This is a genomic window from Rhizobium sp. Root1334, from assembly GCF_001426665.1.
Lineage (GTDB): Bacteria > Pseudomonadota > Alphaproteobacteria > Rhizobiales > Rhizobiaceae > Pararhizobium.
Genome location: NZ_LMEY01000031.1, coordinates 148,173 through 174,945, shown reverse-complemented (window position 1 = coordinate 174,945; position 26,773 = coordinate 148,173). Strand labels below are relative to the sequence as shown.

Sequence of the window (26,773 nt, the reverse complement as noted above, 5' to 3'; positions counted from 1 at the left end):
CACCAAACTGTCCCAGGACGGGATGCAGCGAACTGGTTTCAGTGTGCCGATTGGACAGAGATTGAGAAGGGGGAAGAGCGGCGGCTTTGCTTCATCAATATGGTTGAGAACGCAATGCACGGCGCGCAGTGGGTATGATGGCATTTATATCGATTGATCTAGACCGATCCAAAGGCGGACGGCGGTAGACGAGAGGTAAAGGACGAACACAAGTGCTTACCACCGCTGGGAGACTGGGTATGCTACCCACTTCGTCCATTTGGATAAGGGTCATGCCGCAATCTCTCCGGGCGCATTGAACATCGCCGGTCCAGTCTCAACCCTTTTGGGCCGTCGCGGATGTTGGCGACGTAAGATAGTGTGCCCCGACGCGTGGATTCCGTTCGCTCTGTAGCCATTACCAGCGCAGGCGAACTGAGAGTGATGGGTAAAGATATGATGCTGTTGGACGGGAATGAGCATGACGCCGCAGGAGCCAGAAGGCATCTTGAGCCACAACGCGTCATTTTGATCCTGACGAACAGCGGGAGCGTCTCAAAATCCCTTATCAACGCGATTGAGCGTGAGTTCCCGTGGGTACGGGTCGAACAGACTGATACTGTCGAAAGTGCATGTGCAGCCTTTGCTCATCCCGTCGGACTCATCCTGGTCGATGTAACCTTGATGAGAAAAGCCGAAGCAGCCTCAGCGGAACTCCTGCGCATGCATCCTCACGCATTGGCCGCCGTTATAGAGCCCTATGATAAAGTCTTGGTCACGTCCCTGAGCGATGTGCTTGCCTCTTCGCTCATTCGCAGTGTGCTACCAATGGACCTCCGGCTCGATGTCTGGTTGTCAATCGTACGCTTGCTGCTGTGTGGCGGGGAGTACCTGCCTCCCGGATTGATCCTTCAGGCAAAATTCCGCGGCCAGAATGCCCCTTATGCAAAAGATGGCGTTGCCCAGAGCCAAACTGCCAATATGGCAGAACTAACCACCCGCGAATCGCAGATACTCGGAATGGTTTCTCACGGTCTCCAAAACAAGTTGATTGCTGCCGAGTGTGGACTGTCCGAGCATACCGTCAAAATCCACCTGCACCACATCATTCGGAAGTTGGGAGTTCACAACAGGACAGAGGCCGCGGCAAGGTTTCGCAGCCTCCACGAATCCGCCGGACGATAAATGGAACGGTGGCCCGAGTGACGTCATGCCTGGATGGCGCCAGTTTGGCAATGTGACTTCGGCCGGTATGGAAGCTTTGCGGATCGGGCGCAGTCTTGTCTCCGGCCTTTTTACGCGACGTGTGGTGACCGCTGGCCCCGATGTTTCCCGCGTAAGCCGATCCCTATCACGTTGACGTGCTTTTGTTACGCGAGATATCGCTGCAGGTTCTTCAGTTCGCGCGGTCCATTCCGCTATGCCGTCACATCCTGCGTGACCTTGACCAGTTGATAGATGAACTGATCGTGTCCCATGACGTGGTGTAGCTTAGACGACCACGGCTCATCCCAGAGGGCCGGATGAGTGTCAGCTTGCGGCTGGCAGGCTGATGAGGGGATCATCGCTCATCGTGGCGATTGTCTCAAGTGTCATGTAGCGGGATCGCTGGACAGCCCATTCATCGTTCTGTTCGAGCAGCAGCGCGCCGACCAGGCGCACGATGGCTTCATCGTTGGGAAAGATGCCGACGACCTCTGTCCGCCGCTTGATCTCGCCGTTCAATCGCTCGATCGGGTTGGTCGAGTGCAGCTTGGTCCAGTGGGCCTTGGGAAAGGTCATATAGGCGAGCACGTCCTGCTCGGCGCTGTCCATGAGGGTTGCAAGCTTCGGCACCTTCGGCCTGATCTGGCCGGCGACATTGCGCCATTGAGCGCTTGCCGCTTCTGGCGTGTCCTGAGCAAATGCCGTGGCAATGAAGGCGGACACGACGCGTCGTCCGCTCTTTCCGGCATGGGCAAGCGCATTGCGCATGAAGTGGACCCTGCACCTCTGCCAGGTGGCGGAAAGCACCTTCGACACTGCGGCCTTGATGCCCTCATGCGCATCGGAGACGGCGAGCTTGACGCCGCGCAGGCCTCTTCTTGTCAGCTTGCGCAGGAATTCCGTCCAGATCGCTTCTGCCTCGGATGTCCCGATTTCCATGCCGAGCACTTCGCGTCGGCCGTCGGTGTTGACGCCCACCGCGATGATGACGGCAACAGAGACGATGCGCCCGCCGCGACGAACCTTCAGATAGGTGGCATCGATCCACAAATAGGGCCATTCGCCCTCGATGGGGCGGTCGAGGAAGGCTTTGACCTTGTCGTCGATCTCCTCGCAGAGCCGGGACACCTGGCTCTTGGAGATGCCGCTCATGCCCATCGCCTTGACGAGGTCATCGACGGATCGGGTCGAAACGCCCTGGATAAAAGCCTCCTGGATCACAGCAGTCAGGGCCTTCTCGGCCATGCGGCGCGGCTCCAGAAAGCTCGGGAAATAGCTGCCTGTGCGAAGCTTGGGAATGCGAAGCTCGACTGTGCCAGCCCGCGTCTCCCAGTCCCGGTCGCGATAGCCGTTGCGCTGGGCAAGTCGAAAGCCATTCTTCTCGCCGTAGCCCGCGCCGGTCTTCGCCCCGACTTCCAGCGCCATCAGCTTCTCGGCAGCAAAGCCGATCATCTCGCGTAGCAAATCGGCGTCGGCGCTCTTCTCAACGAGTGAGCGCAGGTTCATCATGTCGTCGGTCATCGGTGGTGTCCTTCAGGTTGGATCTAAGCAACCCGACCCTACCGGAAATCACCGATGGCTATGAAATCCAGCTACACCACGCGCTGGGACACGATCGATGAACTTGGCATACCAGCCGATCATTCCACGATCTATCGTTGGATACAGCAACACACGCATGGGTTTGAAAAGCGGCTGCGTAGGCACTGATGCCGATCCAATGGAAGTTGCCACCAACCAGATCGCCGGGATACCGGTTGCCTCAACCTGGCTTGGCGGTGTGCGGCAGAGGCTGAGATAACTTTCTATTGCTAGGGCTTGGCTGCGCATTGTGATCACGCATTCGCGACTGACCCGGGCGAACCAACGCCATGATGTTCATGGCGATCCGCTATGTGCGTTTTATGTCGCCAATATGATAGAAATCCGCACCGGTTGTTTTCTTGTAAAAAAGATCGATAATATCGTTATTGATCACGGTATTGTCCAGCCACAACTCGGATTTTCCGGCCCGCTAACTGCATCTGAGTTGATCTCCTTTTGGCGCTCTAAACACAATGCGCCAGCAACTGCACGGCCGCTGGACCGTGCCTTTCAACCAACTCAACTCGACACATTCATACCACAAGAAGCGCCCTGCTTGGTACACTGCAGAGCGCCATCCCGCTTATTCCTCGTCACCGGTTGGCATTTCGGCGACTTCGCGGCCTGCCGACAAGATCGACCGTTTGCCGACATGATTTGCCGATCCCACCAGTCCTTCCCGCTCCATCCGTTCGACCAGGGAGGCTGCTCTGTTGTAGCCTATCTGCAGGCGACGCTGGATGTAGGACGTGGAGCACTTCTTGTCGCGTAGCACGACCTTGACCGCCTTGTCGTAGAGGTCGTTGCCATCCTCTTCTGCCATTGCCCCCTTGTCGAACACCGCAGCGTCCTCTTCGGCTGTCGCGTCCATTTCCTCCGCATCCTCTGTCACGGTGCCCAGATATTCCGGACGGCCTTGCGTCTTCAGATGCGCGACGACCTTTTCGACTTCCTCGTCGGAGACAAACGGTCCGTGAACGCGGGCGATCCGGCCGCCGCCCACCATGTGCAGCATGTCGCCCTGCCCCAGCAGATGCTCGGCCCCCTGCTCGCCCAAAATGGTGCGGCTGTCGATCTTCGAAGTGACCTGGAAGGAAATCCGGGTCGGGAAGTTTGCCTTGATCGTGCCGGTGATGACGTCAACCGACGGGCGCTGCGTTGCCATGATCAGGTGGATACCCGCGGCACGGGCCATCTGCGCCAGGCGCTGGATCGCGCCCTCGATCTCCTTGCCGGCGACCATCATCAAGTCAGCCATCTCATCAACGATGACCACGATATAGGGCATCGGGGCGAGATCCATTTCCTCCTGTTCGAAGATCGGCTCGCCGGTCGAGCGGTCAAAGCCCGTCTGGACACTACATAGGATTGTTTCGCCCTTTGAGCGGGCCATTGCAGCACGCGCGTTGTAGCCGTCGATATTGCGCACGCCAAGGCGCGACATCTTGCGGTAACGGTCTTCCATTTCGCGCACGGCCCATTTCAGTGCCATCACCGCCTTTTTCGGGTCGGTGACCACAGGTGTCAGGAGATGCGGTATGCCGTCATAGACCGACAGTTCCAGCATCTTCGGATCGACCATGATCAGCCGGCATTCCTCCGGCTTCAGCCGGTAGAGCAAGGACAGGATCATCGTGTTGATCGCCACCGATTTGCCAGAACCCGTCGTGCCCGCGACCAGCAGATGCGGCATCTTGGCGAGTTCCGCGATCACCGGTTCGCCGCCGATGGTCTTGCCGAGGCAAAGCGCCAGCTTGAAGCGTGTTTCCTCGTAGTTTTCAGACTCGATCAACTCGCGGAAATACACCGTTTCGCGCACCGGGTTCGGCAGTTCGATACCGATGACATTGCGGCCGGGTACGACGGCCACGCGGGCCGAGAGCGCCGACATCGACCGGGCGATGTCGTCGGCAAGGCCGATGACGCGCGACGATTTCACGCCTGGCGCCGGTTCGAATTCGTAAAGTGTAACGACGGGGCCTGGGCGAACATCGATGATCTCGCCGCGGACGCCAAAATCCTCAAGCACACTTTCGAGCAGGCCAGCACTCTGCTCCAGCGCTTCCTGGGTGATAACGGCCGTTTCCTGGACGGACGGCTCCTGCAGGAGGTCTATCGGGGGGAAGACATATTCAGCTGCACCGGGTTCTGCCGTCATTTCCGGGATAGTTACGAACGTATCGGGACGGACGGCCCGGATCGGCCTGGAAACCGCCACCGGCGGCTTTGCGACACGTACAGCTTCGGCAGGACTTGCGGCCTCGGCCACAACCGGTCGGATTTCTTCGATGATTGGCGCGGGGGTCACAAGGGGTGCAGGACGGTTAGTGACTGGCGCAACCACGCGGCGCTCGGACGCCCTGATCCCGATCTCGCGGTAGAGCGCAGTTACCGAACCGGCCGGAGAATGAACCTCCGGGGGCTGCCAATGCACGAGTGGCGCCAGAGCCGTAATATCAGCTTCCATATCCAGGGTGTTCCAAAACACTTCGTCGGAGACGTGCTGGAAGGAACTGGCATGTCTGATCGCCGTTTCCGGAACATCTAGAGCCACCGGCTCCTGTTCCGCCGGAAAGCATGCCAAGTCGATATCGGCAAGGCCTGTATATTCGGCCGCCGCTGGTTCGGTCAGCGATGTCTCAAGCTCCTGCCTCAGACGAAGTGAAAGCAATTGAACGCCGGATACAACCGTCGCTTCCTCAGCGACGGGCTCGATGACCGGCAATTGTTCTGCGATTACAGTGACAGTCTCCACCGCTTCGGAAACCGCCTGTTCAACCGGGCGAATGCCTTCCGGTTCCTTGCTTGCATCACTCGCGGGCCGTTTCGAATAGACACTCTCCGGTGTTCGGGTAAAACGCACATTCGGTCCAAGCACAAAGGCACTCTGCCAAACGGGTGCATCCCCCCGCCCTTCGATCTCAGCCATCGCGTCCGTATCGGGCTCAAATGGACCTTCGTCGCTTTTCACATCGACGGGAGCGCCGTAGATCCGGCGCTGGGGCTCCGCTTTTCCCAGACGATTTTCCGGGTCTGCGGGCTGATCTCCTGTGTTATCGAAGCCGTTCGAAAAATTGGTTCGGGAAAGACGCATAGGGACCTGCTCACTCAAAATTCACGCGCAATGGGCACACCCTTTTCAATAGAAAATAAAGGTTAATCACCTCTTTCCAGCGGTCCTTATTCCAGTGAATTTCCATCCACCCCGCAAGCGAGATAGCCACCGTTACCCCAGAAAATTCGGCCTTTTCCGGCCGTCGGATCAGGTTCCGTGGTCGCAAAAGCAGTTTTGGCCGTGGTAATCACAATGGCCGGTGCCGGGGCTACGCATGCCGCTATCTGTCGAATACGCGAACTGAAGGTCATCCATTCTGATTCCGGCGGCTGTTCTGAAACAGAAGAACCGTGGCGCATCGAAAATCTCTCAGGACTGCTCCAAAGCCGCCTGGTCGGGCCTGACTTCCTCCTTGTGAACCAATGGGCGGTGCTTCGTTCACCCCTCCCCTAACCACATTTAAAACGGTGCGGAATGATGACGATGCACCTTCGTGATGCAGCAGAGACACTGAAGCCAACTCGCTGAAATGTTATCAAAATACGGGATAACGTACGGCGGCGTGGCCTGACATGAACATACCACCTGTCCCAAGTGCGCCAGGTCGAGCCTATCGAGACTCAACCGGCATTCGCGCGCCGACAGATACCAGCAATTACGGCAAACCAACCGAGATCCGGGTGCTGGTGGGTCCGGTTAACTCCTGCGCAGGTAACAAGAAAATCGGTTTGCTTGTGCAAAGCGCCCTACTCCCGTTAACCGTCTGTTAACCTTAAACGTCTGGACGGATTTGCAGAATCGTGTTCTATCTTGGCGGGAACCAACCGGCAAACCGACGAAAGACCGACAAGAGGAACAGATGGCGATAGCAAATCGAGTGGAATCAAGTGTCGGTTCGAAGGAAGATGCTGGCAGCAAAATCACGCGCCATGCAGGGCTTCTGTCCGGGCAACTGCAGCAACTCAGAACTCGCATGTATCCGCCAAAATCGGAAAAGGCGCTCCGTCCATTTTTGACCAACGAAGTGTCGAAATTGACGTCAATACCTGATTCAACCCTGAAGCTCATGTCCACTGAAGGGCGCGGGCCGGTTCCCAGCCGGCTAGAGAATAACCATCGCGTCTACACGCTACCTCAGATCAATGAATTGCGCGAGCTATTTGCCAAGCAGAAGCCCTTGGATGCGTTGCGATTCCTCCCTCGCCGTCAGGCCGGCGAGCACCTTCAAGTGCTTGCGATAGCCAACTTCAAGGGCGGGAGCGCGAAAACGACGACATGTGTTCACCTTGCGCACTATCTCGCTCTTCATGGCTACCGCGTCCTCGCATTGGACCTGGACCCGCAGGCATCCCTGTCGGCATTGTTCGGCGCCCAGCCGGAGATCGATGTTGGATCGAATGAAACGATCTATGCCGCTCTGCGCTACGACGAAGCCGAGCGCCGTCCAATCCGCGATATTATTCGCAAGACATATTTCGATGGCATCGACCTCATCCCTGGCAATCTAGAAGTCATGGAGTATGAGCACGAAACGCCGCGGATGCTGGCGAACAAATCCAACCCTGGCGCAATTTTCTTCGAGAGGCTGAAACTTGCCCTGTCGGAAGTCGAGGCTGACTACGACGTTGTAATTCTTGACACTCCGCCGTCGCTCGGCTTTCTGACCTTGAGCGCGATTTACGCCGCCACCAGCATGATCATCACCGTCCATCCAGCCATGCTGGACGTGGCGTCGATGAGCCAGTTCCTTCTCATGATGGGCGACCTGATTAGCGTTCTGAATGAGAACGGTGCCCAGTTAGACCAGGACTTCATCCGTTACCTCGTCACACGTCACAACCCAAATGACGCACCCCAATCGCAAGTGGTCGCGATGCTCCGGCATTTATTCGGTGCAGACGTGTTGTTGCCGACGGCCATCGAAAGTACAGCCGTTGAGGCCGCTGGCTTGGCAAAAAGGTCGATATACGAGCTTGAGATGGGACATATCGGGCGCGATACGCACAAGCGTGCTCGCGAAGCGGTGGATGCCGTGAATGACTCAATTGTTCGGCTCATCAACGACAGCTGGGGGCGGACATGAGCAAATCTCCTCGCAAGTCGATCGTCGCCAATTTCGGGCTGCTGTCTGCCGCACTGGAGAACGAGCTGACAGACGACCAGCAGCCAGCGGCCCCTGCCCCCTCGCCCAGCAATCGTGTCGGAGCCGGTGTCATCGGTGCAGCTCACCGTGCGATCGACGATATCAGATCAGAGCGGGATCGTTTGAAGGCTCTCGTTGAGGCAGGTGGCGGTACGGTTCGCGAGTTGGATCCATCGCTTATCGACCCCTCCCCTTATCCGGACAGACTGCCGGATGATGATGGAGCGAGCTTTGAAGTGTTCAAGCGGTCGATAGAGACCGAGGGGCAGAAGGTTCCAGTTCAGGTCCGAAAACACCCATCATCGCCCGGCCGCTACCAGATTGTCTACGGGCATCGGCGTTGGCTCGCAGCCAAACAGCTCAACAAGCCAGTTCAAGCTATCGAGGTCGAAATTTCCGACCTCGATCTCGTCCTCGCCCAGGGTATCGAAAACGCAGGCCGCCAAGACCTGACCTGGATTGAGCGCGCCCTATTTGCGTCGCGAATGGATGATGCCGGAATTAAGGCACGTCACATCTACGCTGCGCTCTCCATCGAAGATGCCGAACTCGCTCGTATGCGGAATGTCTACAGAATTGTTCCGGCAGATATTATCGAGGCCATCGGTCGCGCACCGAAAATAGGACGGCCGCGCTGGCTTGAACTTGCCAAGACGGTTGCCGGCGGCTCGGGAACGCTTGAGGCCATGCGGGCGGTGTTGGCAAAGAAGGATGGCGAGGCCGAGACTTCCGATCAGAGGTTCCAGCGCGTGCTGAACGTCATCAAGCCAGCGTCCGGCGCTCGCCGCGAACCCAGCCCGATCACGGATAAGGCAGGCACACGGCTCGGTGCACTATTGGTCTCCTCGAAAGAGGTTCGAATTTCCGCCGAAGGTTCAGTCGGGATCGAATTTTTGAAGTTTATTGAGGCGGAACTCCCAGCGCTCAGCGAGCGCTTTGCCCGTCTGCGAGAGCAAGGATAACTCTGACAGCTGTCAGGATTTCGGAGTTAAAGAAAGGAAACGCTGCAAAAGAAAAAGGCCCCCTAAACGTTGCCGTCTTGGAAGCCTCTCTCTCTGTGTGACAACTAGAGAATCGCATTTCCTCGAATCGCAGTCAAGAGTTTTGGCACCGTTTTTTGGTGAGCGGACTTCTTTTGCCGAATAAAAGGTGAAGGAAATGCAGATTAGTCGTGTGACGACGCCCTTTGGGCGGCGGCCGATGTCGCTTGCCTTGGTTAGGAGTCAAGTCGCCCTGACCGAGATCAAGCCGGGTAAGTCGGCTGATAAATGGAAAATCTTTCGGGACATCTCCGAAGCCAGGGAATTGCTTGGTCTACAGGATCGCAGCCTGGCAGTGCTTGACGCGCTGTTAAGCTTCTATCCGGACAAGGAACTCCGCCAGGATGCCAAACTCGTTGTCTTCCCGTCGAACGTTCAACTGACCGTCAGGGCCCATGGCATTGCCGGCGCAACTCTTCGAAGGCATCTCGCCGCTCTCGTGGAGGCGGGTCTGATCGTGCGGAAGGATAGTGCCAATGGCAAGCGCTTCGCCAGAAAGGATCGAGCGGGCGATATCGAAGCCGCATTTGGCTTCGATATTTCACCTCTCCTTCTCCGCGCTGAAGAATTGGCAGGCCTTGCGCAGCAAGTGGCAGCCAATCGCGCTGCCTTTCGCCGAGCCAAGGAGAGCCTGACAATTTGTCGACGGGATGTCCGGAAGCTTATCACAGCCGCAATCGAGGAAGGTGCACCCGGCAACTGGCAGACAATTGAAGGCGCCTACATCGACTTGGTTGCCATAATTCCGCGTTCTCCAACACTCAGCGACGTGACGTCAATTTTGGCCGAGATGAGCCTGCTCCAGCACGAAGTACTTAACTTGCTGGAAATGCAACGAAAAGACCACATTATAAGCACCTGTGATGCTCAGAATGAGCGCCACATACAGAATTCAAATACAGAATCTCATAATGAATCTGAACCTCGCTTAGGAAAAAGATCTGAAGAAAAACCGAATGAGCCCATCCGGTCGCAGAATCGGAACATTCCTGCATTCTCGTTGGGGTTTGTTTTGAGAGCTTGCCCTGAGATAGCCCTTTACGGTCCCGGGGGCGGCATCGACAGCTGGCGTGACTTGATGGCGGCGGCGGTTGTTGTCCGCTCCATGCTCAGAGTTGATCCGTCCGCCTATCAAGATGCCTGCGAGGTGATGGGGCCGGAAAACGCCGCGGTAGCTTTGGCCTGCATTCTTGAGCGAGCCGCCCATATAAATTCGGCTGGCGGATACCTTCGCGATCTCACCTCGCGGGCAAGACGTCGAGAATTTTCACTCGGTCCAGCGCTTATGGCGCGGTTACGGGTTAATGGAGAGAGCAATTGCAGGGTGGGATAGTTGGTCCAATGAGTTTCTGTCAGGTGCCAAAACCCTGACAGCTGTCAGGGTTTTGTTCCGGGGGTAATCACGCTTGCCTTCGCGCAGGCTATCTAACCCTTTAACATGACGAACAGGCACAAACATCGCTCCATATTGGCAGTCGTGGTTACGAGCGTGACAGAGTTGTTTAGCAGTTTCAGCGGTTGCTTTGTTCTTAGTCTCGCACCGTCTTGACCAAGAGGTACCAAAACGCTGTGAGAAGCTTGGTCATAAAAAAGGTACTGATCCAATTCAGACAGACAACGCCTACGCCAGAACCGACGTGGCGCTTGTATCGAGACCTAGGTAAGATCGGCTTGTGCGCACTTTCATCGTATCGTCGCAAAATTCTCTCGAACGACCACCATGACAGTGGACTGGATACATCTGCCAGAAATTCCACCCGCTTTGGCACCTGTATCGCAACGCACGGCATGGTGTTTGCTCATCTTCAGCATGTGGATGAGCTAGGGAGTTCCACGAGCCAGCTGACAGCCAATAAATGCCGTGGCATGCTGATCGACAAGGTGTTCGCGAAGGAGACGGCGGAAGCCAGTGGGGCGCAATCTCCGTAGAGCCCTCAACGAGATCCTGAGGTCGGGGGCTGGATTTCTATCGGGGTAGAACTCAGAGAGACATCCTCAAGGCGGTCAGGTCGAGAGACCCAAACGGTTGGGTTGGCGCGAAAGTGCTGCAGCAACGTTGTTCCTAGCATGAGGTTCGCTAACGTCCGTCGCTGGTCAACAGATGAACAGAAATCGTGGTAACTCCGATCCATAAGGGCGAGTGAGCACAAGAGAATGAAGGGGCGATAATTCAGTAAGATTTAGCGGTGGCTGTTCGAACCAAACTGACAATTCCTTCCACTCGGTCATCATCTTTGGGCAACCAAGTGACCGCGGTCAGCTACGATACACTTTGCGATGTTGCCGCTGCGTTCGTTCGCTAGTTTGACTGACTAGCTCCTGAAGGAGCACAAATATTGGCTCAGCGACCAGAATCTGGTTGTGGTACGGCAGTCTGCAGGACAGGCGATCGACGGCATGATAATCTGGGAAGCATCGAAAACCATACCGCCAGAATGCATTGCTCGGGCCTGTTGGAAAGCGAGATCGTGTTGCGAGATGCAGCAACGCGTCGAGAGCTGGTGGAGGACAGAGCTTGATGAAGATTGCGCTGTATCGCAGCCCGGAAAGCGCGGAAGGGGAGGTTCCGGCCGCTTCACTACCCTCGCTCGAGCCAGTTGAACTCGTATCGTCAACTGCGTTGATCAGCCATTTTTGTCTTCGCCACATGTTGTGGCCTGCCGAGCTGGGTGACAGGCAGGCGCCTGCTGCATGGCGACTTAAAGCAGAGTACTGCGATTGGCGGCTTCGCTCATTTAGTCGAAATGCAGGTTATCTTTACAGGTGCGAGCCGGGTCATGGTTCTTCAGTAAAATGGCCTGAGCGCCGTCATCAGCGAGTGCCGGTCGGCTGCGATCAGCCGGATGATCGCACAGGATAGGCGTTGGACGCGATCCGATTGGTACGCATGCTATTCGACTGGTTGTGCCTGAACATTACGGGCAAGGAGACGGTAGCTGTCCTGTCTGCCGGACTTCAGGGACAGTGTTAGGTATTGCAGTATCGAGGCCTCGGTTGTGCTCGTTCACCAGATATTGATTCTTCATGAATGACGAACAGAAACAGCCGGCGGTCGTCGTAACGATCTTCCATTTCGGAAGTGACGCGCTCCTCGGAAAGGGGATTCGACGCGATCAAGACGATCGGGACCCAGATCAATTGGACCTGATTTTCAGCACCGCAATTGCGGTGCGGACGTTAATGCCGGAGAGCAGAGAAGGGGCGTTTGCCGCCCTCGCCACGGGACGAAACTGGCGCCGGACGGAAAACTGTTCATTGTGCGAACCGCACTTTGGCTTACCGTTTGGCCGCTCGCCGAACTTCGCAGGAGCGGACCGGCTGTTGTGAAGCGCATTTTTTTCCGTGCATGGCAAGCCGTCCGTTGATCGAGCTGATCATGACAAGGCCGACGTGAAGGAGGATTTTCGTCACAAGGAGACGTTCGCGAGACCGGGGGTGATCGTCTTATGGGCCGGGCCCCCGATCGCGAATGAGACCGAAGCGGCGGGCTTCGTCCAGCAATGCCCTGACGGTAGATGCTTGCCATTTGCGGCCGCCACGCGGCGGCCTCTCCTGCATCCGATCCAATTCAGCCCCAATATCACGCAGCGACCGACTGGGATCGGCAATCGCGATGCCGGCAACCAACCGCATCAGATCATGTTCAGGGGGCCGACGCGGCGACCGGCTCAGCAACTCAGCCTCTGCAAGGTTTTCGTCTACCATGCGGTGGACCGCGCGCCGCAAGCGCTCGACTGTCCAGTCTTGGCCCCGACGATTGAGAATGCCGACGACATCGTCCCAACTGTGCCGTGGACGCAGTTGCCGCACGGTCGGCAACCATGTCTGTGCCGACGAAATCAGTTCATCGAGGTAGGCCCGCCGGCGCGCGACCGAAACGGCCTGGATTGCCTCCGGGCGGCGTTCGCGAAGTCCGGGGTTGCCCGCGAGCCTGCCTTGGGCCTTGGCAATTTTCATGCCGGACTGGGTTCGTTCCACAATCAGTGTCCGTTCGAGCCGGACCACAGCAGCGAGCACCCGCAAGGAAAGCCCCCCGTGTGGGGTCGTCGTGTCGATGGGATCGTGCAGCGAGCGGAAATACACTCTGCGATTCTCCAGATCTTCGAGCACGCCAAGCAAATGGCTGACCGAGTGGGCGAGACGGTCCAAGCTAACGACGAGAAGGACATCGCCGTCAGCGAGATCTTTGAGAAGCTTCGCAAGCACGGGCCTTGCGCCTGGAGCGCCGGATCCTTGTTCTTGATAGATGCGGTCGCAGCCGGCCGCTCGCAACTCGTCGATCTGCGTGTCATTGAACTGATTGTCCGGCGAAAGCCGGGCATATCCAATTAACCTTTGCGGCGGGGGAGGGGGGCCAAGATTTGCGGTTGCCGCCATCGGTTTCTTTCAAGTGTTCCAGAGGTTTTTGTACACATATAAATGCGTGAGAAAACTATCCTTTGCAAGCATGTTTTATGGTGCAAAAGGAAGGCCATCAGACTCGATACACAACTGCCGACGATGAGGAACCGCATCCGCAAAAGAAAACGCGTCAGAGGGCTCTTATGGCGGAAATTCAGCGCGGCCGACTGCGTTAGAAGGGGAGGGGGCCGCATTGCTGTTCAAGCCGATCAGGAGAAGATAAAACACCCGGTAGCCGTTGGTAGATCCGGATGATCGGACCGGCATCACTCCACTGACCAGGCAAATGAGGCTGCCAAACAAGAACGGGAAGCCGGAGTTTAGGGGCTAACCGCATTCTGTCCCTCGTATTGGGAAAAGGATGGGGATTCGCAACCCATTATCGATCCTATTTACACGTCGACAGGCGGTGCGGTTTCCCAGGAGATATCCCAATAAAACGCACTATCACTACTAAGGTGGCATCCTCAAAAGTCAGATCGCACCAGCGAACCAAAGCAATCAAGATCTCCCGGGCTTTGGTGTGCCGGCTGGACTTGCTTTGGAAAAGTGGAAAGGCAAATTAGATTAGACGGTCCGTCTCTCGAACTGTGTGGGGCTTGTGTAGTGAAGCGTCGCGTGCGGGTGGGATTGTATAAGCCACCGATTGCGGGAAATGCAGTTATCGTAGCAATTTCCCTTCGTGACATCCAGATCAGGATGCGATTGCTGCGCACGCGCCGCCGGCACCAGCTTCATGCGGTCGGCAATCACTTTCGATAAAAACTCGATCCGCTGCAGATCGCGCTCGCTTATCGCTATCAATCCCATCTGCAAACTCCCACGCATCTTTCAGGCCCGGGGAGTGTGACATTCCAGCTTTGCACATACGGACATTCCAACCTTGCCGCCACGAGGCATGTGCGCATCGTTCAATTCCACTCGAGAGCTAAATTTACAATCAATTCACCATGAATCGGGAACTGAACGGCAGGCTGGCCGCACCGACGGCCTTTGGTGCGACGGACGTTCGGCCGACAACCGCATTGACGAACGGAATCTCCTGCTGGACGAGCTTGCACAACGCGGTACAGATCTCGGGCGGAACGAAGGACGACAGCAGGACGGTTTTGAGCTCGATAAATTGCAACAGCGCCTGCGTCGATTTGATGAGGCTTTCTGCGCAGGCCTGCTGCCAATCGGCCAGTGCCGATCCCATCGGCGGCCACGCCGGATGTTGTTCCCAGAGCCTCGCTGCACTCGGGTCGCCGGCTGGCAAGGCACGCTCCAGCGCCAATACGCCGACGTCGTAGCTCAGCGGTGAATTTCCATTGTAGATTTGGTGGTTGAGCACGAGGCGGCCATGCAGGCGGGCGCCGAGATAGAAGAACAGGAAGTCCTGCAATTGCCGCGCCGTGCCAAACAGGCTCTCGCCACCCGCCGCCGCCGTGATGTCGTTCTGTACGAAGACGGGAAGGCGAAGCTCGGTCTCCAGATAGCGGTGCAGCACGTCATGGTCCGGGCCGGAGCGTATCGGCGGGGTCGGCAGGGCAAGGCCAACACCGGCGATGCGGCCCTGCCGGCTTTCGGAAAGGCCGGCGATGGCCTGGTGGATTTCAAGCGCCAGCGCCTCCGGGGCATCGAAGGTATCGGCCGTCTTGTGCGGCATCACGCGCTGGTGCTGAACATTGCCGACGAAGTCGACGACGACGATATGGGTATTGCGGTAGCCAACACTGACGCCGACGGAATAGGCGCCTTCGGAATTCAGCATCAGCGGTGTGGTGGGTGGGCCGACGCGGCCCTTTTGCGCCTCGCCGCGCACGACGAGGCCTTCCTGTTCAAGCGAGCGCACGATGACGGAAATCGTCTGTGCCGAAAGGCCGGTCTTCTCGCCGATTTCGAGGCGTGTCGTCGCCTCGCTCTGCAGGAGCAGCGAGAGGACCAGGCGCTCATTGTGGCTGCGCACGCTCAGCGAATTGAGACCGCTGGCACGATCGGCGATGCGAAGCGGGTTGGGCGGCGCGAAACGCATATCAGGCAAGGGCGCGCTCCTTCCCGGAAAGGGCGATGATCAGGGGGCAGGGCTTATGCATCGGCCCACCCGATCGCCAGAACTTCCTGTGCCAGCGCTTCTCCGAGCTGGCGATGCGCTTTCTCGTCGATATGGAAACCATCGGCCGGCGAGCATTGGCAGACCGTGCCGGCGTCGAAGAAATGCGCCTCCAGCGAATCCGCCATGATCTCGAATTCCAGCCCCAGCTTGCGGGATTTCTCCTGCGCGCCGGAGAAGATCGATTCCCATTCGCGCAGGTCGTCGAGCATCGGCGGCGGGGCGACGATCATGATTTCCGGGTCGTGGCCGGCCGGTCCCGGCGAAAGTTCACGGATATCGTGCACGAGGCAGCCGATGCCCATGGCGACCTCCGAGGGCGGCATGTTGAAGCGCCGCTTCAGGTCATTGGTGCCGAGCATGATGATGATCAGGTCAAGCGGCGTGTGGCTTTGCAGGCAGGGACGCAGATAGGTGCGGCCGTTTTTCAGCACGCCCTCAATCGGGTCGTCATGCACGGTCGTGCGGCCGCTCAGACCTTCTTCGATCACCTGCCAGCCGGGGCCGAGCAGGCTTTCCAGCACGCCGCCCCAGCGCTGCCCGCGGGCGTAGCGCTCAAGCGGTCCCCCGCCCGGAATTTGGCCGTGCGTGTTGGAATCCCCAAAGCATAGAACGGTCCGCGTCACTGTCTCCTCCACCGGGCTGCGTGCCCGCTTTTCGGGTTCAGACTTCGCATCCGCAAGGGCGATTTGCAAGGATGGCCTATTATTCATTCAGTCTGAATAACTATTGACAGGCGAAAGCGCCAGTGCTTTTGTGACGCTCGGAGGAAAGTTTCGGGTCGTTTCAAAGGCTGTGCACGAGCACCGGACATGTGTCGCGGGCTGGCGATGCCGCATGCCTTTCGGCGGGCCTTCCCCCTCGTTAGACGCCTGCTTTGGAGGAGAAGTATGAGCAGCATCATCAGGAAAATCGGCCTGTCGGTTCTTTTGGCCGGCGTGGTCTTCGCAACGAACAGCTTTGCGCAGGAGGTGCCCCTGCTCGACGGTGTCACGACCCGTGCGGACAACAATCCGACGGTGGAAGAGGGCAAATACAAGAAGGACGCGCCCTGGATCATCGGCATGAGCAGTTTCGGCGTCAATGCCAACACCTGGACAGTGCAGGTGGCACATGAGGCGCAGGCCGCCGCCGACCGCGACAAGCGCATCACGAAGTTCGTGTTGCTCGATGCCGGCTTCGACCAGAAGAAACAGGTCGCCGATATCGAGGACCTGATCGCCCAGAAGGTCGATGCGATCATCGTCCAGCCGGTCACCTCGACTTCGGCCAATGCCAGCATCGAGAAGGCTATTGCAGCGGGCATCCCGGTCGTGCTGCACACCGGCCGCATTGAATCCGAGGCCTATACGACGGAAATCCAGGGCGGCGCCGAGCATTTCGGCAAGGTGATGGGTGACTTCCTCGTCAAGGAGCTTGGCGGCAAGGGTAATATCTGGGTGCTGCGCGGCCTCGCCGGTCATCCGGAAGATACTAACCGCTACAACGGCCTGAAGCAGTCGCTCGAAGGCACTGAGATCAAGATCGCCGCCGAGGAACATGGCGACTGGCAGTACGACAAGGCCAAGAAGGTTTGCGAGACGCTTTATCTCAACGATCCCAATGTCGCCGGCATCTGGTCGTCAGGTGCGGATATGACGCGCGCCTGCGTCGACGTCTTCAAACAGTTCGGCGCGCCGATCCCGCCGATCTCGGGCGAAGGCAATAACGGCTTCTTCGGCCAATGGATCGCCGATGGCTTCAAGTCGATCTCGTCGGAATACAGCCCCGCCCAGGGCGCTGCCGGCATCCGCGCTGCGGTCGCCCTTCTGGAGGGCAAGGCGCTGCACAAGCACTACGACTACAACCCGCCGGGCTGGGACCTCGAAAAGGTCAAGAAATACTACCGCGACGACCTGTCGGCGAATGTCTGGTGGCCATCGGAACTCTCCGAAGAGCAGCTCAAAGAGTTCTACGCCAAGCAGTAAGGCGGACCACGCCGGGAGGCGGGCATGCGCCGGCCTTCCGTCACCCGGACAGAGGAAATCCATGTCGCATCCTATTGAAATGGCCGGAATATCGAAGGCGTTCGGCGGTAGCGCCGCGCTTCGAGACGTCTCGCTGGCGCTGGCACCCGGAACCGTGCACGCCCTGATGGGCGAAAACGGCGCCGGCAAATCGACGCTGATGAAGATCCTGGCCGGCGTGCATCAGCCGGATAGCGGCGAGATCCGCCGTGCGGGTCGCACCGTCAGCTTCGCCAATCCGCGCGCGGCGCTGGAGGCCGGCATATCCACGGTCTTCCAGGAACTGTCGCTGCTTCCCAACATGACGATTGCGGAAAACATGTTTCTCGGCCGCGAGCCCCTGGGGCGGCTTGGCGGCATCGACCGGCGACGCATGCGCGAGGAGACGAAGGGCGCGCTGGCGCGTCTTGGCCTTGCGCTCGACCCAGACACGCTGGTCTCCGAACTGTCCATCGCCGAGCGGCAGTTCGTCGAGATCGCCCATGGTATCGACGCGGATGCCGACATCTTCATTCTCGACGAGCCGACCGCAGCGCTCAATGCGGCCGACGTTGATGTGCTCAACCGGCATATCCGGACGCTGCGCGAAGCCGGTAAGGCCATCGTCTACATCTCTCACCGCATGGATGAGATTTTTGCCATCTGCGACGTGGTGACGGTGCTGAAGGACGGCCAGCTGGTCGGCACACGACCGCTCTCCGAGATGACGCCGGCCTCACTGATTGCGATGATGGTTGGCCGCGAACTGGAGGATCTTTTCCCCGAGCGCGGCGAAGGAAAGGGCGCCGCTGCGCTCGCTGTCTCCGACCTCAGGCTTCAGGCGGATGCAAAGCCTTTCTCCTTCATGGTGAAGAAGGGCGAGATCGTCGGCTTTGCCGGGCTTGAAGGGCAGGGGCAGCAGAAAGCGTTGCGGGCGCTGGTCGGGCAGTTTGCGCCGGTCGAAGGAACGGTGTCACGCCGTGGAAACACCATCCGGCTTCCCGTGCCCAAGGAGAGCGGCGTGCGGCGCTGGCAGGCGCTCGGCGGGGCCTTCGTGCCGGAAGACCGCAAGGATGAGGGCCTGTTTCTCGATCACTCCGTCGGCCAGAACATTGTTGCGGCCTTGCATGGTGGCCGCCCGGCTTTGAAGGCGGCAAAGCGTTACAGTTCCGTGATTGCGGAAACGATGCGGCGGCTGAACGTCAAGGCGTCGGGGCCGTCCGACACGGTCGGCGCGCTCTCCGGTGGCAACCAGCAGAAGGTGCTGCTGGGGCGCTATCTCGCCACCGATGCCGACCTGCTCCTCATCGAGGAGCCGACGCGCGGCGTCGATGTCGGCGCCAAGGCGGAAATCTACCGGATCCTGCGGGACTTCGCGAAAGCGGGCGGTGCGGTGCTCGTCCTGTCGCGCGAGACGGTCGAGCTGATCGGCCTCTGCGACCGCCTCTACGTGATCCACGGCAACACGATCGTATCGGAAATGCGCGCTGCTGAGGCAACTGAGCACGGCATTCTCGATGCGGCGCTGAGCGCATGACGAACGGAAAAACCTGATGACATCCCCTTCTTCCACCCTTGGGAAACTGATCACCGGCCGCGGCAGCCGGCAGGGCCTGTGGCTTTTGCCCTTCATCATTGCGATTGCCATGGCGCTGTGGCTTGCCATCACGACGAGCCAGTTCGGCCAATGGAGCAACCTTACCAATCTCGTCGCGCAGGGCATGCCGTTGCTGATCACGGCGGTCGGGCAAATGTTCGTCGTACTCGTCGGCGGGCTCGATCTCTCGATCGGCTCGGTCGTCAGCTTCACGACGGCCATCCTCGCGCTGGATTTGCCGGGCTATCTCACCATTCCCGGTGTCTTCCTGTTCGCCGGCCTGATCGGCGCCACCAACGGCTACTGCATCACCCGGCTCAACGTGCATCCGATCGTCGCGACGCTCTCCATGCAATATGTCGTGCTCGGCATTACCCGCGTGTTGCGCCCGGTTTCCGGCGGCACCGTGCCGGACAGCGTGCGTTGGCTGGTGGAGGGCTCGATTTTCGGCCTGCCGCTACCGCTCTTCTGGGGTGTCGTCACGCTCCTCGTCGCCTGGAAGCTGCTCTACGGCTCGCGTTACGGCCTGCATCTCTTTGCCATTGGCGGCGGTGTCGCCTCGGGCTCGAATGATGCGGCACGCAACTTCGGCATTCCCGCCAACCGCAACATCTTGCTCGCCTATGTGATCTGCTCGCTGTTTGCCGCCCTTGCCGGCCTGTTCCTTGCCGGACGCATCGTCTCCGGCGATCCGAATGTCGGCCTGCTGATGGAGCTCGATGCGATCACTGCGGTTGCCATCGGCGGCACGCAGCTGTCCGGCGGGGTCGGCAGCCTGCATGGCACGGTCATTGGGGTCGCGGTTCTCGCCTTGCTGTCGAACGGCATGAACCTGCTCAATGTCACGCCTTTCGTGCAGACGGCGATCAAGGGCGTTCTGCTCATGGCGGTCGTTGCCCTCCAGTCGCGCAAGAAGATCGGACTCTGATCATGTCGGCTCTCGTCAACTCGACCCTGTTCCGGCGCGTTTCCAAGGTTCCGCCGTCCTATTATCTGCTCGTCGTGCTGCTGGTGATCCTCTTCATCGCCCGCCCGCAGATGCTGAACGCCAATGTGCTCGGCGTCTTCGTCCGCCAGGTCGTGCCGCTCGGTATTCTCGTGCTCGGGCAGCTCCTGGTCATGCGGGTGAAGTCGATCGACCTTTCGGGCGGCGGCGTCATCCTGCTCATCAATTACTGCATCTCGTCCGGCATTTTTCCCGGCGCCTCGCTCGGCTTCTATGTCGTGCTGGCGCTCGCGATCGGCCTTGCCATCGGCCTGTTCAACGGCATGATGGTCGCCAAGCGCCGGGTTTCCGCCGTCATCGTCACGCTGGCGCTCTCCATCGTGCTCGTCGGCTTCGTGCAATATTTGTCGAGCGGCAAGCCGCCGGGCGACGTGCCGAAGATTTTTGCCGAACTGTTCAACACCCGCTTCATCGGCCTGCCGAGCCCGGTTCTGTTCTGGATTGCACTCACCGCGCTGATGGCGCTGCTCCTGTCGCAGACTGTCTTCGGCCGCTGCGTCGCCGCCGTCGGGGAAAGCATACCGGCCGCGCATTTTTCCGGCGTGCCGGTGGAGCGCACGGTCATCCTCGCCCACACGTTGGCCGGGCTGATGGCGGCCATCGCAGCCCTCGTCCAGACGGCCTCCATCGCGGTCGGCAGCGTGCGCGTCGGGCTCGACCTGCCGATCCTGTCGGTCGCCGCGACCATTCTCGGCGGCGTGGTTTTCGGGCGGGGCGAGGGTGGAGTCTGGGGGCCGTTCTTCGGCGTGCTCTGCTTCGCCTTCCTCTTCGTCGTGATGACGATGTTCGGCGTGGGCGATGCGGGAAAACTCGTCGCCCAGGGCCTGATCATCCTGTTTGCGGCCATCTTTTACGGCCTTCGCGCCGGCAAGTGACATCAACAGCCATTCAAGGAGGACCAAATGGCCGAAAAGCGCTCAATCCTGTGCTTTGGAGATTCTTTGACTTGGGGCTGGATTCCCGTGAAGGAATCCGCCCCCACCCTGCGCTATCCCTACGAACAGCGCTGGACCGGCGCCATGGCTGCACAGCTGGGAGACGGCTACCACATCATCGAAGAGGGCCTCAGCGCCCGCACCACCAGCCTCGACGATCCGAACGATCCGCGGCTGAACGGCAGCGCTTACCTGCCTTCCGCGCTCGCCAGCCACCTGCCGCTTGATCTCGTCATCATCATGCTCGGCACGAACGATACGAAATCCTATTTCCACCGCACGCCCTATGAGATCGCCAACGGCATGGGAAAGCTGGTCGGACAGGTGCTGACCTCGGCCGGCGGCGTCGGCACACCCTATCCGGCGCCGAGGGTGCTGGTCGTCGCCCCGCCGCCGCTCGCGCCGATGCCCGATCCCTGGTTCGAAGGCATGTTCGGCGGCGGGTACGAGAAGTCGAAACAGCTCTCCGGCCTCTACAAAGCGCTCGCCGACTTCACCAAAGTCGAGTTCTTGGCTGCCGGTGATCATGTCACGACCGACGGTGTAGACGGCATCCATTTTTCCGCTGACACCAACATCAAGCTCGGACACGCCATTGCGGACAAGGTCGTGGCGCTGTTCTGAGCAATAGCCACTTCGGCGGCGATGTCATGTTGTCCTGGGCTTAAAGGTTGTTGGATAATGCGTCTGAGATGACCCCGCCGCCGATCAGTTCCAAGAACCACCGGTTTCCACCGCAGATCATCGCCCGCGCGGTGTGGCTGTATTTCGGGTTCCTTTAAGCCTGCGGATGTTGGAAGAAATGCTGTTGGAGCGCGGCACTGTCGATTCTTACGACAACAATACGACGATGGGGCGTAACCGACAGCCTGTCTCGGCCCGATGCAACGCCATGACTTCAAGGGCAGAGCCGCGCGTCATGACGGCTTCGCCGTCGAGCATGCAAGCGCGGCTTTCGTCCTGGGCCGGACTCCGAAGATGAGCAGGCTTGCGGTGGCAGACAGCCAGACGCCTGCTGCGCCGTAGATCATGACCCAGCCAAACCCATTCCGCAGCGCCGTCTGGACAGCGGTGTGAGACAAACCATAGTTGGATGACAGCATGCTGCCGGCCGAGATTTTCTCGGCGAGCATGCGCTGCTCCATGCCGGCCATTTGGCCGGAAAGCACGGTGCCCAGCGATGACCGCACGCCTTCGACCAGAATCAGGCCCATCAGCGCGATGTTGATCGCCAGCGAAATCATCCGTGCACTAGTGTCGATGCCCGAGGCCATGCCGGCGCGCTCGGCGGCAACGGCGCCGGTCGCGACATTGGTGACGGTGGTATTGGTGAAACCGAGGCCGATGCCGGCCAACAGGCATCCCGGCAGCATCGTCAGCCAACTGACGTTTTCAACACTACTGCCGGCTTTCATCAACAGGAAGCCGAGACCGATCGTGAACAATCCGGCCGGGATGACGATGCCTGGGCGAAAGTGAAGCATCAGGCGCTCGGCAAGGGGCGGGACGATGAGGGGGGGAAGCGTGTAGGCGAGCAGAGCAATGCTTGCGGTTACGCCGTCATAACCAAGGCCGGCCTGAAACAAGATAGGCAGATAGATCATGAACGGCCAGAAGCTGATGTTCATGCCCACCGACCCGAACAGCGCTCCCGAAAAATCGCGGACGCGGAACACCGAAAAATCGAACATCGGCCGAGTACTGATTTTTTCAGCGATGACGAAGGCGAGCAAGCTTATGACGGCAATTCCGAGGATCGACAAAGCGGCCGGGCTGGAAAAGCCCAGTTCAGGCCCTTGGGTGATGAAGTAGGAGATGCAGAAGACGGCGGCAGACAAGGTCACCATGCCGGTGATATCGAGGCTTTCGGCATCCGGATCGCGCGATTCCTCGACGCCGGCGAGCGCCAGCGCCATCGTCACGCCGGCAAGCACGACATGGACAAGAAATACCCACTCCCAGCTCATCAGCGACACGATCGCGCCACCGACGATCGGGCCAAAACCAAGGCCGATGCCAAAGATGATACCCCACCAGCTGAACGCGATCCCGCGCTGACGGCCGGACTGGAATTGGTGCGAAAGGACGGCGATCTGGCAGATGAGCATTACCCCGCCGGCCATGCCTTGAATGAAGCGGGCGGCGATCAATACCGATACGTCCTCTGTCAGTCCGCAGATTAGCGATGCGATGCCGAATGCGACGATACCGGCGACGAATATGCGCTTGCGGCCGTAGCGATCAGCCAACGTGCCGGCCGCCATCAGGACAGCCGTTACCGCAATGGTGTAGGCGTTCATGATCCATTGCAGCTGTTTGAAATCTGCGCCGAGCACCTTCTCCAGCGTCGGCAGGATTGCCGGGATGCTTGAAATCTCAAGACCGAACATCAGCGAGGAAAGGCAGACGGCTGCCAATGCCAGCGCGCTGCGGCGGGTTATCGGTTGGTTCATTTTCGTAGACTTTCGATGCCATGGCGGACATCGCGGATTTCCGTTGCCGGTCTTCCACGGTACCCGTCGAAGTTGATCTCGCGTGGGTTCGCGGCACCATAACCGGACCTTGATCATAACTGAATTGGATGCTTATATATTTCAGAGATAACAAAATCGGATGGTTCCAAATGACGACGCTGGATGTGGACGCTGTTCAGGCCTTTGTGGCGATTGCCGATTTTCAGAGTTTTACCCGGGCGGCGGAATTCCTCGGCAGCACGCAGGGCGCAATCAGCGTCAAGTTGAAGCGGCTCGAAGAGCGGCTCGGCGTCAGGCTGCTCGAGCGTACGCCACGGCAGGTCCGCCTTTCGGCACAGGGCGCCGTCTTCATCGAGGGCGCTCGCGAATTCCTCGCCGCCCATGATCGGGCCATTGCAGGGCTTTCGTCAACGCGGCGCCGGTTCGGCCTTGGCATCGCTGCTCATGTCGCCGGGCCGGAAGTTCCCACATTGCTGGCGCGCCTCTACGCCCACGATCCGGGACTGTGCATTGAGGTGCGGCTGGAAACATCGCGAAACCTGCTCGAGGCCTTCGACCGCGGTGAACTCGACGCCGTGATCATAAGGCGCGACGAAGACCGGCGCGACGGTGAAACCCTCGGACCGGAGCATTTCGGCTGGTTTGCAGCGCCCGGCTTTCAACGTGTGCCGGGCGAACCGTTACGGTTGGCAGCGCTTGCGCCATTGTGCGGCGTACGGGATATCGCAACCCGTGCGCTTGATGCGGTTGGCATCCCTTGGGTGGAGGTCTTCGTCGGCGTGTCGACTGCGGTCAACGCGGCCGTTTCGGCGGGGCTCGCCGTTGCCCCCTTCTCCTGCCGCCTGGCGCCCTCCGATACGGTCGAGGTCAGCAAGCGGTTCGGTCTTCCGGACCTTCCGTCCTCGGAGATCGTCTTGCATTCGAGCTTGACCGATGCACGCTCGAGAAAGGCCTTGCAGACCCTTGTCGCCACTTTCAGGGAGCGGCATGCAGCGTCGGCCGAAACCGCCACGGCCGCCCAAAAGACATGGCCAAAGATCGAGCTATCCGCATTCTCGGCGCTGCGGGGACAACAACACCGCAGCCTCGATATTGGCGAGGTGAAACTGACATCCAATCGCATCAAACCTTGATCACGGCCAGAAAGTCGACAACGGTTTTAGGACTCGACACACTGAAGATCGGACAGCGGCGCAACCGCGCTGCTGCCCGATCTCACAAAGGTTTTATCAAAACTGTTTGGCCGCTTTGACGCCCGCACCCGCTGATGTTTCGCCGCCGTCGGCGATATTGAGGAGCAGGCTTAGGTCCAGCATCCAGAGGTTTGTTGTCTGCAAGGACAGACCGGCGGTCACCGATCCGAAGGCTCCGGTTCCGTCGAGACCGGAGAAGCCAGCCGTCACGCCTAACTTCGGGGTGAGCGCCGCGCCGTTTTCCAGCGTAAAGGACCGGGCGACCTCGGCACCGAGGCTGACACGGAACTGCTCCTCATCAAACCCGTCGATATCGATTGCCGCGCCGGCGTCGTTCTTGACGGCGTAGTCATCCACGCTTTCCGAGAAATAGACAATGCGCAGATTGGGCGTGAAGGTCGTATTCTCGTCGATGTTCCACTGGCCCTCGATCGAAGTATCGGCCATCCAGCGAGTGGTATCGAATGTTCCATCCCAGTACCGCGTGTCGATATCGTTGGACGAACCGCCGTATCGTAGGCTGGCGTTCCAGAAGATATTCCGGGCAACTTCGAACGAGGCGTAGGGACCGGCCAGCCAGCCATTGCCCGTTAGTTCTGCATCCGCATCCGTCGGATCGGTCATCCTGTCGTAGTGGAACGACAGACCGACGAGTGCCTTTTCTGTTATCAGATAGTCCGCCCCCGCATTGATCATGGCGAAGCTGCCCCAGCGGCGGTCATTTTCATCCCGATTGTGCGCGAGGAAAACCCCATCGATCCAGATATTGAATGGCGGCGCCATTGCCCCGCTAACGCCGTCGGCCGCGTCCCGAGCGGCCTCGATTTGATTGAGGCTGGTCGAGAAGCTCGCAGTCATTCCTTCTTGCGACGGCATCATGCGCGCAGTGACGGGATCGGTTGCCTCCATCATCTGCCGGCGCTCCAAGAGGCCCGGAACACTGATCGACGACGAAATCATGTTCTGCCGGGTCCTTACAAAATCGTGCACAAGCGTGTTGATCTCGTCGACGACCTTGTCGGCGTCATATGCCAGCCTGTAGGTGACAATGCCGATGTTTGAGGGCCCAAGCGCTCCGATGAGACGGTATCCAACGCGCACGTCTCCAGAATAGGCCGGATCGGGCACGAACTTCAGATACCAGCCGGCTGGCGCACCGGAAGCTCCAGCCTGTGCCAGCTCTCCGCGGATAATAGTTGCGCTGCCCGCACTGGGGGGGTCAACGGACACTGCTTCCGCACCGGTGAACGGCCCGCCGGTCGCGCCGCGATTGAGATAGACATTGCCCGGCGCAGATCCAGCCGGCACTTCGATGGTCAGGTTTGGAACCGTTACCACCCGAGGTGTGACTTGCAACAGGAAGGTCGCCGTTCCGGTCGCGCCGTTGCGGTCGGATACCTGAATGGTGAAATCATAGTCGCCGGAACCAGCGTCTGCGCCGAGTGGACCACGGAGTTCACCCGTCGAAATGTTCAGCACCATCCCTTTCGGCAGCGTGCCGGAGACAATTCTGTACAACAGAGGTGCGACGCCGCCTTTTGCCGTAATCAACTGGCTATAATCTTCTCCGGCCATAGCCTTGGTCAACGTGCCGCCCGGAGGCGTAAACACAAATCTCACGCTGGATGACTTTACCTTCAAGGTATAGGCGGCAGAACCCGTTGCGCCGTTCGCGTCAACCGCCGTGACGATAAAGTTGAAGTCACCGCTCGCAGTCGGTCTGCCGGCGATTGCACCTGTGGAACCGGCGATAGCCAGACCGGCCGGAAGTGCACCGGCCGTCACGCTGTACGCGTAGGGGCCTGTCCCGCCGGAAGCGCTGACAGTTTGGCTGTAGCCCGCATCCACCGAGCCGTCTGGTATGGCGCCAGCTGCAGGAGATAGGGTAATGACAACGGTAGGAAGAGCACGGGTAACCGTGACCGTATAGGTCTTGGCCGTGGTGCCGTCCTGAGCCGTCGCCACCGTCGTGATCGTATTGGTACCGACAGCAAGCGCGATGGCGCCTGAGGCAGAACCGGAGACAACCGTCGCACCATTGACGGTTACCGTTGCAGCCGGATCCGCGACCATTGGCGTAAGG

The 26,773-nt window shown here is 59.1% G+C and carries 19 protein-coding genes and 2 pseudogenes; 13 read left to right on the top strand and 8 right to left on the bottom strand.

Going from position 1 to position 26,773, the window contains the following annotated elements; all coding sequences use genetic code 11:
• The first annotated feature begins 438 nt into the window (after positions 1 to 438).
• Positions 439 to 1,164, top strand: coding sequence for a response regulator transcription factor (locus ASD36_RS28900; RefSeq protein WP_082562871.1), 726 nt, complete (start codon positions 439 to 441; stop codon positions 1,162 to 1,164).
• 345 nt (positions 1,165 to 1,509) lie between these two features.
• On the opposite strand, the gene ASD36_RS28895 is transcribed toward ASD36_RS28900, so the two are convergent.
• Positions 1,510 to 2,706, bottom strand: coding sequence for an IS256 family transposase (locus ASD36_RS28895; protein ID WP_060511439.1), 1,197 nt, complete (start codon positions 2,704 to 2,706; stop codon positions 1,510 to 1,512).
• Positions 2,707 to 2,760: 54 nt separating this feature from the next.
• On the opposite strand from ASD36_RS28895, the gene ASD36_RS31740 reads away from it, so the two are divergent.
• On the top strand, positions 2,761 to 2,895 hold the full coding sequence (locus ASD36_RS31740) for a hypothetical protein (RefSeq protein ID WP_277996012.1): 135 nt from the start codon (positions 2,761 to 2,763) through the stop codon (positions 2,893 to 2,895).
• A gap of 457 nt (positions 2,896 to 3,352) precedes the next feature.
• Here the strand turns inward: ASD36_RS31740 and ASD36_RS28890 are convergent, their stop codons facing one another.
• Entirely contained in the window at positions 3,353 to 5,863 is a 2,511-nt protein-coding gene (locus ASD36_RS28890; protein WP_082562865.1) for a DNA translocase FtsK, read from the bottom strand.
• 820 nt (positions 5,864 to 6,683) lie between these two features.
• Here ASD36_RS28890 and repA point away from each other — a divergent pair.
• The 4 genes from repA (at position 6,684) to ASD36_RS28870 (ending at position 12,334) form a co-directional block, all read left to right on the top strand.
• A complete protein-coding gene (gene repA, locus ASD36_RS28885; RefSeq protein WP_060511441.1) occupies positions 6,684 to 7,907 on the top strand; it encodes a plasmid partitioning protein RepA in 1,224 nt (407 codons plus the stop codon).
• Complete coding sequence (gene repB, locus ASD36_RS28880; protein ID WP_060511443.1) at positions 7,904 to 8,929, top strand: plasmid partitioning protein RepB; 1,026 nt, start codon at positions 7,904 to 7,906, stop codon at positions 8,927 to 8,929. The genes repA and repB overlap by 4 nt, the downstream gene beginning before the upstream one ends.
• A 196-nt stretch (positions 8,930 to 9,125) precedes the next feature.
• A complete protein-coding gene (gene repC, locus ASD36_RS28875; RefSeq protein WP_060511445.1) occupies positions 9,126 to 10,340 on the top strand; it encodes a plasmid replication protein RepC in 1,215 nt (404 codons plus the stop codon).
• Positions 10,341 to 12,031: 1,691 nt separating this feature from the next.
• On the top strand, positions 12,032 to 12,334 hold the full coding sequence (locus ASD36_RS28870) for a hypothetical protein (RefSeq protein ID WP_060511447.1): 303 nt from the start codon (positions 12,032 to 12,034) through the stop codon (positions 12,332 to 12,334).
• A gap of 117 nt (positions 12,335 to 12,451) precedes the next feature.
• Here ASD36_RS28870 and ASD36_RS28865 read toward each other — a convergent pair whose 3' ends face one another.
• The 4 genes from ASD36_RS28865 to ASD36_RS28850 all read right to left on the bottom strand — a co-directional run bounded on the left by ASD36_RS28865 (position 12,452) and on the right by ASD36_RS28850 (position 16,126).
• Positions 12,452 to 13,384: a recombinase family protein gene (locus ASD36_RS28865; RefSeq protein ID WP_060511449.1), complete on the bottom strand. Its 933-nt coding sequence runs from the start codon at positions 13,382 to 13,384 to the stop codon at positions 12,452 to 12,454.
• A 591-nt stretch (positions 13,385 to 13,975) separates the two neighbouring features.
• Positions 13,976 to 14,218 carry a hypothetical protein gene (locus tag ASD36_RS28860; protein WP_156393932.1) on the bottom strand — a complete coding sequence of 81 codons (243 nt, stop codon included), beginning with the start codon at positions 14,216 to 14,218 and terminating at the stop codon, positions 13,976 to 13,978.
• A 130-nt stretch (positions 14,219 to 14,348) separates the two neighbouring features.
• Positions 14,349 to 15,422, bottom strand: a complete 1,074-nt coding sequence (locus ASD36_RS28855) for an ROK family transcriptional regulator (protein WP_060511453.1) — start codon at positions 15,420 to 15,422, stop codon at positions 14,349 to 14,351.
• A gap of 53 nt (positions 15,423 to 15,475) precedes the next feature.
• The gene (locus ASD36_RS28850; protein WP_060511470.1) at positions 15,476 to 16,126 is read right to left on the bottom strand and encodes an SGNH/GDSL hydrolase family protein; all 651 of its coding nucleotides are present in this window, start codon (positions 16,124 to 16,126) and stop codon (positions 15,476 to 15,478) included.
• A 264-nt stretch (positions 16,127 to 16,390) separates the two neighbouring features.
• Here ASD36_RS28850 and ASD36_RS28845 point away from each other — a divergent pair, with 264 nt between their 5' ends.
• From ASD36_RS28845 to ASD36_RS31630, 6 genes and pseudogenes are all read left to right on the top strand, one after another.
• Positions 16,391 to 17,467, top strand: a complete 1,077-nt coding sequence (locus ASD36_RS28845; RefSeq protein ID WP_060504559.1) for an ABC transporter substrate-binding protein — start codon at positions 16,391 to 16,393, stop codon at positions 17,465 to 17,467.
• 61 nt (positions 17,468 to 17,528) lie between these two features.
• A complete protein-coding gene (locus ASD36_RS28840; protein WP_060511456.1) occupies positions 17,529 to 19,022 on the top strand; it encodes a sugar ABC transporter ATP-binding protein in 1,494 nt (497 codons plus the stop codon).
• A 16-nt stretch (positions 19,023 to 19,038) separates the two neighbouring features.
• Entirely contained in the window at positions 19,039 to 20,010 is a 972-nt protein-coding gene (locus ASD36_RS28835; RefSeq protein WP_060504557.1) for an ABC transporter permease, read from the top strand.
• 2 nt (positions 20,011 to 20,012) lie between these two features.
• Positions 20,013 to 20,963, top strand: coding sequence for an ABC transporter permease (locus ASD36_RS28830; protein ID WP_060504556.1), 951 nt, complete (start codon positions 20,013 to 20,015; stop codon positions 20,961 to 20,963).
• Between the two features lie 27 nt (positions 20,964 to 20,990).
• On the top strand, positions 20,991 to 21,647 hold the full coding sequence (locus ASD36_RS28825; RefSeq protein WP_060504555.1) for an SGNH/GDSL hydrolase family protein: 657 nt from the start codon (positions 20,991 to 20,993) through the stop codon (positions 21,645 to 21,647).
• Between the two features lie 68 nt (positions 21,648 to 21,715).
• A pseudogene (locus tag ASD36_RS31630) lies at positions 21,716 to 21,843 on the top strand (IS6 family transposase); the annotation flags it as partial.
• A gap of 97 nt (positions 21,844 to 21,940) precedes the next feature.
• On the opposite strand, the gene ASD36_RS28820 reads toward ASD36_RS31630, so the two are convergent.
• Positions 21,941 to 23,476: an MFS transporter gene (locus ASD36_RS28820; protein ID WP_060511458.1), complete on the bottom strand. Its 1,536-nt coding sequence runs from the start codon at positions 23,474 to 23,476 to the stop codon at positions 21,941 to 21,943.
• A 170-nt stretch (positions 23,477 to 23,646) separates the two neighbouring features.
• On the opposite strand from ASD36_RS28820, the pseudogene ASD36_RS28815 reads away from it, so the two are divergent.
• Positions 23,647 to 24,480, top strand: a pseudogene (locus ASD36_RS28815) (LysR family transcriptional regulator); the annotation flags it as partial.
• 246 nt (positions 24,481 to 24,726) lie between these two features.
• Here the strand turns inward: ASD36_RS28815 and ASD36_RS28810 are convergent.
• A partial coding sequence (locus ASD36_RS28810; protein ID WP_156393931.1) for a putative Ig domain-containing protein occupies positions 24,727 to 26,773 on the bottom strand: 2,047 nt, incomplete at its 5' end.